At 66.3% G+C, this 14,498-nt stretch carries 19 protein-coding genes and 1 tRNA gene; 14 read left to right on the top strand and 6 right to left on the bottom strand.

Annotation, left to right across the window (positions count from 1 at the left end):
- Positions 1-82: 82 nt before the first annotated feature.
- The gene (locus PCK14_RS13740) at positions 83-763 is read right to left on the bottom strand and encodes a response regulator transcription factor (RefSeq protein ID WP_269939070.1); all 681 of its coding nucleotides are present in this window, start codon (positions 761-763) and stop codon (positions 83-85) included.
- Positions 764-778: 15 nt separating this feature from the next.
- Positions 779-2,095 carry a sensor histidine kinase gene (locus PCK14_RS13735; RefSeq protein WP_269939069.1) on the bottom strand — a complete coding sequence of 439 codons (1,317 nt, stop codon included), beginning with the start codon at positions 2,093-2,095 and terminating at the stop codon, positions 779-781.
- Between the two features lie 161 nt (positions 2,096-2,256).
- On the opposite strand from PCK14_RS13735, the gene phoU reads away from it, so the two are divergent.
- A complete protein-coding gene (phoU, locus tag PCK14_RS13730; protein ID WP_269939068.1) occupies positions 2,257-2,919 on the top strand; it encodes a phosphate signaling complex protein PhoU in 663 nt (220 codons plus the stop codon).
- Positions 2,920-3,177: 258 nt separating this feature from the next.
- Here the strand turns inward: phoU and PCK14_RS13725 are convergent, their stop codons facing one another.
- The gene (locus PCK14_RS13725) at positions 3,178-3,924 is read right to left on the bottom strand and encodes a phosphoglyceromutase (protein ID WP_269939067.1); all 747 of its coding nucleotides are present in this window, start codon (positions 3,922-3,924) and stop codon (positions 3,178-3,180) included.
- Between the two features lie 233 nt (positions 3,925-4,157).
- Between PCK14_RS13725 and PCK14_RS13720 the strand changes: the two genes are divergently transcribed.
- On the top strand, positions 4,158-5,015 hold the full coding sequence (locus PCK14_RS13720; RefSeq protein ID WP_442864719.1) for a class I SAM-dependent methyltransferase: 858 nt from the start codon (positions 4,158-4,160) through the stop codon (positions 5,013-5,015).
- A gap of 32 nt (positions 5,016-5,047) precedes the next feature.
- Positions 5,048-5,905 carry a PhzF family phenazine biosynthesis protein gene (locus PCK14_RS13715; RefSeq protein WP_269939066.1) on the top strand — a complete coding sequence of 286 codons (858 nt, stop codon included), beginning with the start codon at positions 5,048-5,050 and terminating at the stop codon, positions 5,903-5,905.
- Positions 5,906-5,960: 55 nt separating this feature from the next.
- On the opposite strand, the gene PCK14_RS13710 is transcribed toward PCK14_RS13715, so the two are convergent.
- Positions 5,961-6,323 carry a DUF2516 family protein gene (locus PCK14_RS13710; RefSeq protein ID WP_269939065.1) on the bottom strand — a complete coding sequence of 121 codons (363 nt, stop codon included), beginning with the start codon at positions 6,321-6,323 and terminating at the stop codon, positions 5,961-5,963.
- A gap of 65 nt (positions 6,324-6,388) precedes the next feature.
- A complete protein-coding gene (locus PCK14_RS13705; protein WP_269939064.1) occupies positions 6,389-7,591 on the bottom strand; it encodes a trans-sulfuration enzyme family protein in 1,203 nt (400 codons plus the stop codon).
- Positions 7,592-7,747: 156 nt separating this feature from the next.
- On the opposite strand from PCK14_RS13705, the gene tmk reads away from it, so the two are divergent.
- From tmk to PCK14_RS13685, 4 genes are all read left to right on the top strand, one after another.
- The gene (gene tmk, locus PCK14_RS13700) at positions 7,748-8,395 is read left to right on the top strand and encodes a dTMP kinase (protein ID WP_269939083.1); all 648 of its coding nucleotides are present in this window, start codon (positions 7,748-7,750) and stop codon (positions 8,393-8,395) included.
- The gene (locus tag PCK14_RS13695) at positions 8,392-9,561 is read left to right on the top strand and encodes a DNA polymerase III subunit delta' (RefSeq protein WP_269939063.1); all 1,170 of its coding nucleotides are present in this window, start codon (positions 8,392-8,394) and stop codon (positions 9,559-9,561) included. The genes tmk and PCK14_RS13695 overlap by 4 nt, the downstream gene beginning before the upstream one ends.
- Positions 9,562-9,579: 18 nt before the next feature.
- A complete protein-coding gene (locus PCK14_RS13690) occupies positions 9,580-11,127 on the top strand; it encodes an alpha/beta hydrolase (protein ID WP_269939062.1) in 1,548 nt (515 codons plus the stop codon).
- A 108-nt stretch (positions 11,128-11,235) separates the two neighbouring features.
- Positions 11,236-11,308, top strand: a tRNA-Thr gene (locus PCK14_RS13685).
- On the opposite strand, the gene PCK14_RS19375 is transcribed toward PCK14_RS13685, so the two are convergent.
- Positions 11,264-11,596: a helix-turn-helix domain-containing protein gene (locus PCK14_RS19375; RefSeq protein ID WP_442864721.1), complete on the bottom strand. Its 333-nt coding sequence runs from the start codon at positions 11,594-11,596 to the stop codon at positions 11,264-11,266. The two genes, PCK14_RS13685 and PCK14_RS19375, sit on opposite strands and share 45 nt — an antisense overlap.
- 137 nt (positions 11,597-11,733) lie before the next feature.
- Here PCK14_RS19375 and PCK14_RS13675 point away from each other — a divergent pair, with 137 nt between their 5' ends.
- The 7 genes from PCK14_RS13675 to PCK14_RS13645 are packed head-to-tail and all read left to right on the top strand — an operon-like array spanning position 11,734 to position 14,466.
- Positions 11,734-11,961: a helix-turn-helix domain-containing protein gene (locus PCK14_RS13675; RefSeq protein ID WP_269939060.1), complete on the top strand. Its 228-nt coding sequence runs from the start codon at positions 11,734-11,736 to the stop codon at positions 11,959-11,961.
- Between the two features lie 5 nt (positions 11,962-11,966).
- The gene (locus PCK14_RS13670) at positions 11,967-12,113 is read left to right on the top strand and encodes a hypothetical protein (protein ID WP_269939059.1); all 147 of its coding nucleotides are present in this window, start codon (positions 11,967-11,969) and stop codon (positions 12,111-12,113) included.
- Complete coding sequence (locus PCK14_RS13665; protein ID WP_269939058.1) at positions 12,113-12,445, top strand: hypothetical protein; 333 nt, start codon at positions 12,113-12,115, stop codon at positions 12,443-12,445. The genes PCK14_RS13670 and PCK14_RS13665 overlap by 1 nt, the downstream gene beginning before the upstream one ends.
- A gap of 4 nt (positions 12,446-12,449) precedes the next feature.
- Positions 12,450-12,632, top strand: a complete 183-nt coding sequence (locus tag PCK14_RS13660) for a hypothetical protein (protein ID WP_269939057.1) — start codon at positions 12,450-12,452, stop codon at positions 12,630-12,632.
- A 34-nt stretch (positions 12,633-12,666) separates the two neighbouring features.
- On the top strand, positions 12,667-12,984 hold the full coding sequence (locus PCK14_RS13655) for a hypothetical protein (RefSeq protein ID WP_269939056.1): 318 nt from the start codon (positions 12,667-12,669) through the stop codon (positions 12,982-12,984).
- 31 nt (positions 12,985-13,015) lie between these two features.
- Positions 13,016-14,188 (top strand): hypothetical protein, encoded by a 1,173-nt coding sequence (locus PCK14_RS13650; protein WP_269939055.1) that lies wholly within the window; start codon positions 13,016-13,018, stop codon positions 14,186-14,188.
- Complete coding sequence (locus PCK14_RS13645; protein WP_269939054.1) at positions 14,188-14,466, top strand: hypothetical protein; 279 nt, start codon at positions 14,188-14,190, stop codon at positions 14,464-14,466. The genes PCK14_RS13650 and PCK14_RS13645 overlap by 1 nt, the downstream gene beginning before the upstream one ends.
- Positions 14,467-14,498 lie beyond the last annotated feature (32 nt).

The raw sequence follows: 14,498 nt of genomic DNA, 5'->3' as shown, positions 1-14,498 counted from the left end.
CACACCAGGACAATCAAAACCAAACAATTCCGCCCATATGACGCACTTGTGACAAGTGAGTCACATAACCGCAGGTGTTCGTTTACGGCTCGAACTTGTACCCCAGGCCGCGGACAGTGACCAGGTGCTTGGGCACGGCCGGGTCGGGCTCGATCTTGCTGCGCAGCCGCTTGACGTGCACATCCAGGGTCTTGGTGTCCCCCACGTAGTCCGAGCCCCACACGCGGTCGATCAGCTGGCCGCGGGTCAGCACCTTGCCGGCGTTGCGCAGCAGCATCTCCAACAGCTCGAATTCCTTCAGCGGGAATGCCACGTTCTCGCCGTGGACGCTGACCACGTGACGCTCCACATCCATGCGGACAGGTCCGGCGTGGACAGTGGAGTCCATGAGCTCCTCGGGCTCGGCCTGGCGGCGCAGCACGGCCCGGATGCGGGCAATGAGCTCACGCGAGGAGTACGGCTTGGTGACATAGTCGTCGGCGCCCAGCTCCAGGCCCACCACCTTGTCAATCTCCGAGTCCTTGGCTGTCAGCATGATGATGGGCACGCTGGAGCGCTGGCGTAGGTGCTTGCACACCTCGGTGCCGCTCATGCCGGGCAGCTGCAAGTCCAGCAGCACCAAATCGGCGCCGTTGCGCTCAAATTCCACCAGGGCGTCCAGGCCGTTGTCGGCCACCTGGACCTCGTAGCCCTCCTTCGACAGCAGGAACTGCAGCGGGTCGCTGATGGAATCCTCGTCTTCAACAATCAAAACTCTGCTCACGCTTGGTGCGCTCCTTTAGGTCAAGCCTGGGTGCCGGTCGGCGCGGTGGTGCATGCCGCCGTCGGACGTGGGGTTGGAAAGCTGCGGCAGGCGCACCGTGAAGGTGGAGCCCATCTTGGGGGCCGACCACAGTGTCACCTCGCCGCCGTGGTTGCTGATGATGTGCTTGACGATGCTCAGGCCCAGGCCCGTGCCGCCGGTGTGGCGGGAGCGGGCGGCGTCAACGCGGTAGAAGCGCTCGAACACGCGGTCCTGCTCGGCGGGGGTGAGGCCGTCGCCCTGGTCGGAGATGCTGACGGAGACGACGCCGTCCCCCACCGACAATCCGATGCCCACCTGGGTGTTTTCCGGGGAGTAGCGCACGGCGTTGTCAATGAGATTGCGCAGCGCTGTCACCAACTGGGCCTGCTCGCCGTACACCTCCGCCGGCTGGCCCGGTCCCACTGCCAGGGTGATGTTCTTGCTCTGCGCCGGCATGCGCGTGCGGTCCACGGCCTCGGCAATCACGGCGTTCATGTCCACGTTGGTGCCAACGATGGCCACATCCTTACCCTGCACGCGGGAGAGCTCGATGATGTCCTGCACCAGCGCGGCCAGGCGGGCGGATTCCGTCATCATGCGGGAGGCGAAGCGGCGCACAGTGGACTGGTCCTCGGGGGCCGATTCGAGCGCCTCGGCCAGCAGCGAGATGGCACCCACGGGGGTCTTGAGCTCGTGTGAAACGTTGGCCACGAAGTCGTTGCGGACGGCCTCGGTGCGGGCAATCTCGGTGCGGTCGTCGGCCAGCAGCAGGATGTATTCCTCACCCAGCGGCGCGACGCGGACCTGGATGACAAGGGTGCCCTGGCCGGGGCCGCCGGAAGTGGTTGTGGTGGCGCTGGTGGTGGCGCCGTGGGCGGAGGTTGCCCCTTGGCTTGACGGGGCCGCGGCACCCGCTGCGGCAGGCGCCGTCGTGCCCGGGCCGCCGGATGCCGGGCCGGCCACGGGAAGCGCAACGCGCGGCAGGATCAGGTCCCGCTCCTCGATGACGCCGTCGCGCCGGACTCTGTTGGCAAGCTCCACGAGTTCACTGTGCACCACAGTGTGGCCGCGGACCAGGCCGAAGGCGTAGGCGCCGGGGCTGGCCCGGACCACGCCGTCCACAGTGTCCAGCACAATGTAGGCCCGGCCCACCACGGAGAGAACTTCGGTGGCGCCGTCGGGCAGGGTGGGTTCGCCGATGTCCACGGGAAACCGGCGTGAACGTTCGCTCAGGCTGAAGGCAAACATGCCAAACACGCCCAAGGCCAGGCCAATCAACCCGGCAACCAGTCCTACAACCAATGGATCCACGGATCAAGCCTAAGCTGTGCACGTGCCTGTTTTGCCAAAACTGCCTTCCGGCGGGGCCCGTTCAACAAACGTTCACCTTGGCGTGCCGCCGCGTTCACCTTGGACTGTCATGCTGGAGGCCAGTTGGGCACCTGTTGCCCTGCCCAAGAAAGGACACACGCGTGCGTAAAGTTTTCCAGGCCGAGCTCCACCAGATCGGCGAGGGTCTCATTGAGATTTCCGCCCTGGTTGGCGAGGCCGTCACCAAGGCAACGACGGCATTTGCCGCAGCGGACCTGCAAAAGGCCCAGGAAGTCATTGCCGCGGACGCCCGAATCGACTTCCTCCAGAACGATCTCGACGAGCGCGCCATTGACGTGCTGGCCCTGCAGGGACCCGTGGCGAGCGACCTCCGCATGATCGTGGGCTCGCTGCGGATGAGCGCCTCCCTGGAGCGCATGGGCGATTTGGCCCGCCACATTGCCCAGCTGACCCGTCTGCGCTTTCCCAACACCGTCATCCCGGCGCAGCTTGGCGAAACCTTCGCTGAGCTGGCGCGCCTTGACATCCTGATTGCGGAGAAGGTCACCGAGCTGCTGGACACCCGCGACCTGGAACTGGTGGGCGACATTGCCGCCGCCAAGGCCCAGATCAGCAAGCTGCACAAGTCCGTGTTCGCCACCATGGCCGCCCCCGAATGGACCGAAACCCCGGCCACCACAGTGGACGTCACGCTGGCCAGCCGCTACTTTGAGCGCTTCGGCGACCACGGCGTGTCCGTGGCCCGCAAGGTCTCCTACCTGGTCACCGGCGAATGGCAGCCCGAGGACTTCCTCGCCAGCTAATTTTCGGTGCCGGCAAAAATGAGCCCGGTCCCGCCAAGTGATCCCGACATCCCGGGCTCATTTGGCGGGATCGGGCTCATTTTTGCTTGGGCCCACGCGCCCGAGGTGCCACGGCCGAGGCACGAGGCTGGGGAGGGCGTGGGGAACGACGGCGGGCCGTCACCTTTCGTGTGAAAGGTGACGGCCCGTCGTCGAACTTGTTGCCGGTGGTTGAGCTTGCCGAAACCTGGATCTCGGCAAGCTCGATCAGCGGATAAGTTACTTCTTGCCCTGGTTGGCGACTGCCTGGATGGAGGCGGCTGCGGCTTCCGGGTCCAGGTAGGTGCCGCCGGGGGTGATGGGGGCGAAGTTCTCATCGAGTTCGTACACCAGCGGGATGCCCGTGGGGATGTTCAGGGACGCGATGGCCTCATCGGAGATGCCGTCGAGGTGCTTGACCAGGGCGCGCAGCGAGTTGCCGTGGGCCGTGACCAGGACCGTCTTGCCGGCCTTGAGGTCTTCCTTGATGTCTGATTCCCAGTACGGGAGCAGGCGGACGAGGACGTCCTTGAGGCACTCGGTGCGCGGCAGGGCGTCGCCCAGGCCTGCGTAGCGGGGATCGTGGGCCTGGGAGAATTCGCTGTCGTCGGACAGGGGCGGCGGCGGGGTGTCGTAGCTGCGGCGCCATTCCATGAACTGCTCTTCGCCGTATTCGGCCAGGGTCTGGGCCTTGTCCTTGCCCTGCAGTGCGCCGTAGTGGCGCTCGTTCAGGCGCCAGTCGCGCTTGACGTCGATCCAGCCGCGGTCGGCCTTGTCCAGGGCAATGTTGGCGGTGTTGATGGCACGCTTGAGGCGCGAGGTGTAGAGCACGTCGGGGAGGATGTTGTTCTCCACCAGCAGCTCACCGCCGCGGGCGGCCTCGGCGAGACCCTGCTCGTTCAGGTCAACGTCCACCCAGCCGGTGAACAGGTTCTTGGCGTTCCACTCACTGTGGCCATGGCGAAGCAAAATCAGCGTATAAGTCATGGTTTCATCCTAGCGGGCGGGGCTGGGCGGACCCGAAATGCTACGCAGAACTGCCCGCAGGGCGGACAGCTGACTGACTTATGCGCCGCCTGGGGTCGCTGCCGTTGCGCATAGGCGATTGTGCGCACCGGAGGCATCCAGGGTCCACGCATAAGTTCAGGCTGCGGCCGCACGCCGCGGTGGAAGCGGCCCATCTGTCCCGTGCCAGGGCGCCGCGCGCCTAAACTTGGTGTGTGGTTCAACGTGCGCAGAGGGTCAGGGCGTCTTCCGCCGACCCCGCGGCCCGGGCAGTTCGCCAGCGCAACAAGCCCTTTGGCAACATCACCCGCGGCACCACCAACCCGAACCGCCTGCGCCGCGTGGACCGCTGGTTGGCGGGGCCGCAGGCCTGGCGCCTGCGGACAGAAGACAGCCCGCTCGTGGTGGACCTGGGCTACGGCGGCTCCCCCGCCACCGCCGTGGAACTGTATTCACGCATCAATGCCGTCTGCCCCTCCGCCCACGTGACCGGCATCGAAATTGAGCCCGAACGGGTGCGCATTGCCAAGCCGTTGGAGCACGGAGGCCTGGACTTCAGGGTGGGCGGCTTTGAAATCCCCGCCCCAGGCCTGGCCACCATGGTGCGCGCCTTCAACGTGCTGCGCCAATACGACGAGGCCGACGTCCGCCTCATCTGGGACACCGTCTGTGCCCGGTTGTCCCCGCACGGCATTTTTGTGGACGGCACCTGCGATGAAATCGGCCGCCGCAGCACCTGGGTTGCGCTGGACCGCACGGGCCCGTTGTCGCTGACCATTTCCCTGCGTTTTGGTGCGTTCGAGCTGCCCAGCGACGTTGCCGAGCGGCTGCCCAAGGCCCTCATCCACCACAACGTCCCGGGCGAAAAAATCCATGACTTCCTGCAGGCGCTGGACAAGCACTGGCAGGCCGGCGCCCCGCTGGCATCCTTCGGCAACCGCCAGCGCTGGATGAACATGTGCCAGAAGATGCACGACGACGGCTGGCCCGTTGTGCGCGCGCCCTCACGGTGGCGGCTCGGCGAGTTGACCGTGGCGTGGAGTGCCGTGGACCCGTCCGCAGCAGTAGCCTGAACAGACAACGGCAAACGCAAGGGGCAGCAACCATGATTGACGCAGCACGCCCGGAGTTCCTCCACATGGCGGCGTTTGCCGACGGGCCCGGCGGCGGCAACATGGCCGGCGTGGTGCTTGACGCGGCGGGCCTGGACGACGCCCAAATGCAGGAAATCGCCAAGGACCTTGGCTACTCGGAAACGGCGTTCGTCACCTCACCCCTGGACGCGGGGCGGCGCGCACGGATCCGCTATTTCTCCCCCGGGGCGGAAGTTCCCTTCTGCGGACACGCCACGATGGCCACTGCCGTGGCCTTGGCGGAAAAGTTCGGGGCGGGACCGTTCCGCCTCGACACACCCGTGGGGGAAATCGTTCTGGCCACTGCGCCCTCGGAACGCGGCTTTGAAGCCTCCTTCACGAGCGTCGAACCTCGTGTCACAGAATTTGAGCCGTCCGTGCTGCGGCGGCTGCTGGAACTGCTCTCACTCGATTCCGGCGCCCTGCATCCTGAATACCCGCCTCGGTTGTCGTTCACGGGCAACACGCACCCGATCTTGGTGCTGGGCCGCGACAGCGACTTTGAGGCCTTCGGCTTTGACGCCCATGCAATGCGGGAGCTCATGGACGAGCAGGGCTGGGCCGGAACCGTGACGGTGCTGCGCGTCATGGGCCCCACGGAATTTGAGGCCCGCAACTTGTTCCCCGTGGGCAGCATCCGGGAGGATCCGGCCACCGGCTCGGCAGCCGCCTCGCTGGGAGCCTACCTGCGCGCGCTTGGTGCGGTGGACACCCCCGCCAAGGTGCTCATCCACCAGGGCAGGCACCTTGGACGGCCCAGCATCCTGCGGGTTTTCATCCCCGCATCCGGCGGAATCACCGTCTCAGGCACCGCCACGCACACCTCTTAAAGCAGCGCGCCCCGCCGGCCGGTTGGGCCTGCGGGGCGCTGGGTTGCGCGGCCTTCTACCAGGAGGAGCCACCGCGGTTCTGGTTGCCGCGTCCGCGGCCACGCACCTCGGCGAGGGCCGGGCGCACATCGGCAAGGTACACGCCGGCAGCCGTGGCGCCGGCCAGCGTCAGCAGCATGCTGAAGCCCAGCGGCGGCACGGTCAGCGTGGTGATCGGCACAATGACGTACAGGAAGCCGAAGAATGCGGCACCGCCTGTCAAAGCAGCCCAAAACGTCTTGGTGCGCTTGTACACGCGCTCAAAATAGGCGGCCGGAGTGCGCAGGGCATCACTAAATGCCCACACCTGTACGCCCAGTGCCAGCAGGCCCAGGGCCGTCAGAATAAGAAACTCAACGAAGTACAAAATATTGGCCACAGCCCAAGCTTACAGTCAGCGGCGGCCGTTCGGGTGGGAGTTTGCTGTGAAGCACCCGGGAGCGACTACGCCTCCCGGGCCGCCCCGTCCGCTGAACCACGCAGTGCCAGCCCGAGCGCCTGGTCAAGGTCGGCCCACAGGTCCTCGAGGTTCTCAATGCCCACGCTCAGGCGCAGCAGATTGGCCGGCACCGAGTCCGGTTCATTGGCGTGGCGGCGGCGGCGTTCGATGAGGGATTCCACGCCGCCGAGCGAGGTGGCCGGTGTCCACAGGCGCAGCGCGTCAACCACGGCGTCGGCCGCATCCGGGCCTCCTGCCACCTCGATACACAGGATGGAGCCGAAGCCGTTCATCTGGGCCTGCGCCCGGACGTGGCCCGGATCCGAAGCCAGGCCGGGGAAGCGAACCCGTTCGACGCCGTCGTGCGCGTCCAGGCGGTTCGCAAGTTCAACGGCACTGGCCTGCGAGCGCTCGATCCGAAGGGCCAGCGTGCGCATCCCGCGCAGGGCCAGCCAGGCCTCGAACGGCCCGGCAATGGCGCCGTGGATGGAGCGGTGGTGCAGGAGGCGTTCGCGCAGTTCAGCGCTGGAGGTCACCAGGGCGCCGAGGATCACGTCGGAGTGGCCGGCCAGGTACTTGGTGACCGAGTGCAGCACGATGTCCGAGCCCAGTTCCAGCGGCTTTTGCACGAGCGGCGTGGAGAAGGTGTTGTCGGTGACCACAATGGCGCCGACGGCCTGGGCGGAGCGGCACAGCACGTGGAGGTCGGCGACTTCCAGCATGGGGTTGGTGGGGCTTTCCAGCCACAGCATGTCCGCAGCCTTCTCCCCCGAACCGGTGAGGGCGGCAATGACCTCGTCGGTGTTCGCAATGTCCACAGTGCGCAGGCTGAACAGTCCCCTGTTGGCGAGCTCCTGGGCCATGACAAGCGCACCCTGATAGGAATGCGTGGGCATGACCAGGACGCCGCCGGCCGGAACCAGCGACAGTCCGGCCGAGACCGCTGCCATGCCCGAGCTGAACACCAGGCCCGGGAGCGTGGCACCTTCCAGCTGGGACAGTGCGTCCTCCAGCGGATCCCACGTGGGGTTGGAGTAGCGGCCGTAGGCGCGGTCCCCGTCCACCACGTTCCCCGTCCCCACATAGGTGGAGGACAGCACGATGGGCGGGTTCACCGGGGCGTCGTGCCCGCGGGCGGGGCGGCCCGCCGCCACAACAACTGTGTCCGGGCTGAGCTGGTCGGGGTGGGTGGAAGGCTGGTACGTCATGATTCCAGCGTAGTCCGGGCAATGAAGGCATCCGGGACATTGTGACGGCAATGCTCAACATTGTGGACAACCCGCCCCTGTGGACAAGCCGCGTCCGCCCACGGTCCACCCAGCTTGGGCCGGTAGGCTAATGGGGTGACTGACTCTTCCTCGCCCATGCCGGGCCTTTTCATTGCTTTTGAGGGCGGCGACGGCGCGGGAAAATCCACCCAGGCCGCACTGCTGGCAAAGACCCTGTCCGACGCCGGACGCACAGTCTTGCGGACCCGTGAACCGGGCGGAACCCCCGTGGGTGAGAAGCTGCGCTCCCTGGTCCTTGACCATGGGCAGGGCGAGATCGACGCAAAGACCGAGGCGCTCATCTTTGCCGCCGCCCGGGCAGCACATGCCAGCCAGGTCATCGCCCCGGCCGTGGCGCGCGGCGAGGTGGTCATCACCGACCGCTACGCCGATTCCTCCATTGCCTACCAGGGCGCCGGACGCGGGCTGGGCACCGCGGACATCACCAAGCTCAACGACTGGGCCGCCAGCGGGCTCTGGCCCGACCTCACGGTGTTGCTGGACGTTGCCCCCTCCGAAGGACGCCAACGCCGCACCGCCGGAGACGCCGCAGAAGACCGCCTCGAATCCGAGCCGGACGACTTCCATGCCGCCATCCGCGCCGCGTTCCTGGACCTGGCCGCGGCCAGCCCGGAACGCTATCTGGTGCTCCCCGCCAATTCCGCTGTGGAGGAACTGGCGGGCGCCGTGGGCCGGCGGATCGCCGAACTGCTGCAGGAGCGCGGCCGCCAGGGCGCGGCATGAGCGTCTGGGTGGACCTGCAGGGCCAGGAATCCGTGGTGGCGCAGCTGCGCCGGGCCGCGCAGTCCGGCGCCCCCACCCACGCCTGGCTGCTGACCGGCCCGCCGGGTTCGGGGCGGTCCAACGCGGCCCTGGCCTTTGCCGCCGCCCTGGTGTGTGAGCAGCCCGAGCTGGCTGCCCGCGGCTGCGGCGTGTGCAAGGCCTGCCACACCACCATGGCCGGCACCAACGCCGACGTCACGTTCATCGCGACCGAGAAAACCACCATCAGCATTGACGAGGCCCGCAGCCTGGTCCGCAAGGCGCACGACAGCCCGTCGTCGGCCCGCTGGCGCGTCATGATCGTGGGCGACGCCGACCGCATGGCCGAGCGCACCACCAACGTGCTGCTCAAGGCCATCGAGGAGCCGCCGCCTCGCACCATCTGGATCCTGTGCGCCCCCAGCCCCGCGGACGTGCTGGTCACCATCCGCTCGCGCTGCCGCACACTAACGCTGCGCCTTCCCCCCGTGGACGACGTCGCCGCCCTGCTGGTGCGCCGCGACGGCGTGGAGCCGGGCCTGGCCCTGACGGCGGCACGTGCAGCGCAGAGCCACATTGGCATTGCCCGCCGCCTGGCCACCGACGCCGGCGCCCGGGAACGGCGCGACGCCACCGTGCGCCTGCCGCTGAACCTGCGGGATGTGACCACCGCCGTGCTGGCCGCCGCATCCCTGCTGGAGCTGGCCCAGGCCGAGGCCGCGTCCTCCAACGAGGAGCGCGACGCCGTCGAAAAGGCCAAGCTGCTGGAATCGCTGGGCGCGCCCGAAACCGGGACCCTGCCGCCACCCCTGCGCGCGCAGGTCCGGGCACTCGAGGAGGACCAGAAGCGCCGTGCCAAGCGCTCCGTGACGGACCACCTTGACCGGGCCCTGACTGACCTTCTCTCCTTCTACCGCGACGTGCTGGTGCTGCAGCTGGACGCCCGTGGAGTAACCGGTGCCGGGCCTGCCTCGGTTGAACTGGTCAACGAGCCACTCCGGGCGGCCCTGCAGGAGTATGCAGCCGGCGCCCGCCCCGAAACAACCCTGGCCCGCATGGACGCCGTCAATGCCGTGCGGCGCCGCCTGACCACCACCAACGTTGCCCCGCTGCTGGCCCTGGAGGCCATGGCTGTCAGCCTGCTCTAGATCCCGAAGGACCACCATATGACTGCTGGAAAAGTACGACGCCGGAACCGCCTCCGCCTGCCCCTCACCGCAGCGGCGGCGGTCCTTGCGCTGCTTTTGTCCTCCTGTTCGGCGCCGACCCAGGCGCCGGATGTAACCACCTCCGCGGATGCACAGGTGGTGGGGGACGTGCCTGCGGACCTGTCGGACTTTTACACGCAGGTGGTCACGTGGACGTCGTGCAACGGCGGCTTCCAGTGCGCCGAGGTGGAGGTGCCGCTGGACTACGACAAGCCCAAGAAGGACTCGGTCAAGATCTCCGCGATCCGGCTGCCCGCCACGGGCAAGCGGCAGGGCGCCATGCTGGTCAACCCCGGCGGCCCGGGCGGCTCGGGCGTAAACATGGTCAAGGACGGGGCAAAGAGCTACTTCTCCGACAAGCTGCGCGGCGCCTATGACGTGGTGGGCTTTGACCCCCGCGGCGTGCAGCGCTCGGCAGGCGTCAAGTGCCTGGACGATGCCCAGATGGATGCCGCCCGCCAGGTCAGCTACGATCTGTTCACCGATGCCGGCCTGGCCAAGGCCGAGGCCGATATGAAGACACAGGACGCGCTGTGCGCCAAGAACTCCGGGCCCGTCCTGGAACACATGGACACCGTCAGCGCTGCCAAGGACATGGACATCCTGCGCGCCGTGGTGGGCGACAAGAAGCTGAACTACATGGGCTTCTCCTACGGCACCAAGCTGGGTGCAACCTACGCCGGGCTGTTCCCGGATCGGGTGGGCAAGTTCTCCCTGGACGGCGCCTTGGACCCCTCCCTGGACATTGACCAGGTGTCGATGGGACAGGCCGTGGGCTTTGAAAACGCGCTGCGCGCCTGGGTCAAGTATTGCCTGGGCACCCAGGACTGCCCCCTGTCCGGCACCGTGGATGACGCCATGGCGCAGATCCGCAATTTGAACGACGTTTACTCGGCCACCCCGCAGCAGACGCCCGAGGGCCGCGTGGTGACAGGCACGGAGTTTGCCGGCGCCCTCGCGTTCGGCATGTACTCCACCGATTTGTGGGAGCCGCTGGCCGGCGCCCTCAAGCAGGCCTTCGCCGGGGACGCCTCGGGCATGCTGATGCTTGCGGACTTCTCCGCCGACCGCGACTCGGACGGCAAGTACAACTCCAACACGGCCGCGGCGTTCTCCGCCGTCAACTGCCTTGACTACTCCATGAACTCCGACCCGGCGCACATGCGTGAACAGGCCGAGCTGCTGAAAAAGGCCGCCCCCACCTTCGGGGAGCTGCTGGCCTTCTCAGGGCTGAGCTGCAAGTACTGGCCGTTCCCCGCAACGGGCAAGCCAGCCCCGATCTCCGCAACAGGGGCGGGCCCCATCCTGGTGGTCGGCACCACGGGCGACCCCGCCACGCCATACCAGTGGGCCGAGGCGCTCGCCAAGCAGCTGGACTCCGGCGTCCTGGTGACATGGAAGGGCGAGGGCCACACGGCCTACGGGCGCTCCAACGAGTGCCTGACCACAGTGGTGGACGCCTACTTCGTGGACGGAAAGGTGCCGGCAGCAGGCACAAGCTGCTGAGTTTTTGAACTATTCGGCGGGGCGGATTTTGTACATCCGCCCCGCACCTATTAGAGTTGTTTCTTGTGTTCAGCACATCGGCCCGGTTCGGGTTGAAGCCGGACACAGGCCTCCATAGCTCAGTTGGTAGAGCGTTTCACTCGTAATGAAAAGGTCTACGGTTCGATTCCGTATGGAGGCTCAAGTTGACGCCGCCCCCTGTGGGCGGCGTTTGGCGTTTAATGCCGGTCAGGATGTAGTCGAGGTCAAATCCGGCAGCATTGGCGAGCTGCTCGACTTCTACAATCTTTATGTCTTGACGACCGCGAGTCAGGCGCGAAATCTTTTGCTGGGAGATTCCGGACCGAGCTTCGAGTTCCGTCTGCGTTAAGCTGCTTTCCGCGATCTGTCCCCTTAGTCGCCGCGCAACTGCCTGAGACCGTGATTCCCCTGCGAAATTGGGGACAAATTGGTTTGGTTGGCTGCTCATGAACCAAGTCTAATTACGCGCTGCGCGCGTGTAAAGTACCCGATCCCGGCAAATTTTCACCAAGTGTCGACCACTTCACGCGCCCAGCGCGTAAACTGCTTCTTGCCAGCTACACACACAGCGCGTAGATTACACATATGGAAACAGAACCAGCCCCGGAGCGCGTAGCACGTAGAGTCCGGGAGCTGGCCTTGGCTTCACGGGTCACTCAAGCAACCTTGGCCCGCGTTTTAGGCACTTGCCAGCAGACAGCTTCACGGAAGCTGTCCGGCAAGATTCCGTTCCGGCTCGATGAAATCGACGCCGTGGCCGACGCGCTGAACGTCGAACCCGAAACCCTCATTACCCGATCCACGAAGAAGTGATCACAATGACTCAATTCCTTTTCGGCCTGCTGATTGTCGGCCTCGTATGGCTCGCCATTGCAAGCTTCATTGTCGGCCTCGTTGCCGGCGCTGAACGCCGCCACAAGGCCCAGCAGGCCCGGGCCGCGCAGCGCACCGGACGGGACGCCTGATGTACGGCGCCCAGCCCACGGAATACGACGACCCCTACTACGGCGACGGACGTGCCGACTACAGCCACGAAACCGGGCACAACGAATTTCCGTACTACCCCGGCATCTACGAACTCAACGGCAAGACGCCGGACCCGCCAGAACCCGCACCGCGGAAGCATGGGGCGCACGCCAAGCGGAACCTGCGCCGTGTGGAGCAGGACCGGGCTGCGGCCCTCGAGGCCGAACGTGCCGAAATCATGTACGCCATGGCGAACCTCACGATTTTTGCCGGTTACCGCGCTGTCGTGTTCGAGCTGACCGACGCATTCCAGCCGGAACTTCGGGGCTAGGGCCATGGACTACATCAAGACCGTGAAGCCGGGCAGCTGGAACAGCCTCGGTGACGACCCGCCGGCGACCCCGGAGGAAGAGGACAAGGCCAAGTGGTGCGTCCTGAACAAGGCCCCGATCGGGGCTGTTGAATCCATCCTCGCCGCCCTCGGCATCCCGGACCCTCCCCTGTCCGACCTGATCTAACCCACCCCACTCCACCCGGAAGCCGTGACCTGCCATGTCCAATTTCAACGACGCGACCTTGACGATCTACATCTGGAAGGACTTGCTGCCCGAGGTCAAGCTCGGCCGCAAGGACGTCCCGTATGTGGAAATCCCGGACCCGCACAACCCCGCCGACACCATCCATTTCATCAGCCTCCCCGGTGACGGGGTCGAAGAACTGTACACGCTGGCGGCCGCCTATCTGGCTCTGGCGCAGCACATGGAAAAGCAGCAGGCCGAAGCGGCGGCTGCCAACATGCTCAACCCGGCGAACCTCGCCGCCGCCGTGTGGGACATTCCCCGCTACCCGTCGCACCGCGACACCATCTGAAACCCGCTCCCAAGGCAAGGAACCCGCAACCGTGACCGACATCAAGCAGTTTTTCACCGGCGCCGCCGCCGACCTGATCCCGAGGGATCGTTGGGGCCGCCCACAGATCAAGCAGCCGGACGGCAAGCTCAAGGCATACCAGCGCGTCACCACCTTTGTTGGCCCGCTCGAGGACACCAGCAACCTCACCAAGTGGAAGATGCGGATGGCGCTCAAGGGCGTTATGTCCCGCCCATCGCTGCAGATGGAGGTCGCCTCGTCACTGGACGACGACCGGAAGCTGAACGCGATCGCCGAGAAGTGCCTGGACGCGGCCGGCTCATCCGACAAGGCCGACCTTGGTTCGGCGCTCCACAAGTTCACGGAGAACCACGACAACGGGCTGGACATTTCAGCCATGCCGGACGCGTTCAAACCGGACCTCGCCGCCTATGTGCAGGCCACCAGCATTTTTGAGATGGCCGCTATCGAGCAGTTCGTGGTCATTGACGAGCTGGCTGTGGCCGGCACCATGGACCGGATCGTGAAGTACAACGGCCGCTACTACATCGCCGACGTCAAGACCGGGTCCATTGAGTACGGCATGGGCAAGATTTGCATGCAGCTGGCAGCCTACGCGCACGGTAAAGGGTACGACGCCGACACGGGCCAGCGCATCGACTTGCCGCCGGTGTCCCAGACGGCCGGGATCATCATTCACCTGCCCGCCGGGACCGGTACTTGCGAGCTGATCTGGTGTGACCTGACGGCTGGCTGGTATGCGTGCACGCAGCTGGCGGTTGGGGTGCAGGCGTGGCGGAAGCGGAAGGACTTGTTCAAGCCGTTCTACGCCCCCGCGGAGGTGCCCGGGCAGACGGCCATGGAGTTGCCGACCGCAGCCCCGCAGGCGGCGCCCCAGGCCCCGCAGCAGGCGAACCCGCTGCAGCAGGTGATAGCCCAGACGCACGAGGCGGCCGCTGCTGCCAGTGCCGCCGTGGCTGCCCGGCCCGTGGCCGAGTCGCTGCCGCCGCGGAACATGCCCGGGTCACAGGCCGGTTTCGACAACCTGGCCGGGGAAGTGTCCGCGGCGCTGCTGCAGGCGATCCGTGGGGCGATCGACGAGAACACGCTCAAGGTTCTTTGGAACCATAATCAGCCGGTCTGGTCGGAGGAGCATACGGCGGCGGCGAAGGTTCGCCATGGCGAGCTGATGGGTGGTGCGTGATGGGCAACCTGGATCGCGCCAACGTCGACGCACGCAAGGGCGGTGTGCCGATTATCCCCCGCGGCGCCTTCGGTGTTGCTGCCCCGCAGGCACCGGACAACGGGGCCGCTGAAAAGGCCGCACTGCTGGAACTGGACACGCGGGAGCGGGCATTGGTGCTGGCTATTGAGGCCATGAAGCAGGGGATCACCCCGACCCAGTGCTGGACAGACCCGGAGGGCAAGGCGGTCTTCGTGGCCACCAAGTTCTACGCATTCCTCAAGGGCGACGTCAAGTGATCGCCACCTGTGGCCGGTGTGGCGGGACGGGC

Source organism: Arthrobacter sp. HY1533 (assembly GCF_027568515.1).
Taxonomy (GTDB): Bacteria; Actinomycetota; Actinomycetes; order Actinomycetales; family Micrococcaceae; genus Specibacter.
This window is presented reverse-complemented; position numbering and strand designations above follow the sequence as displayed.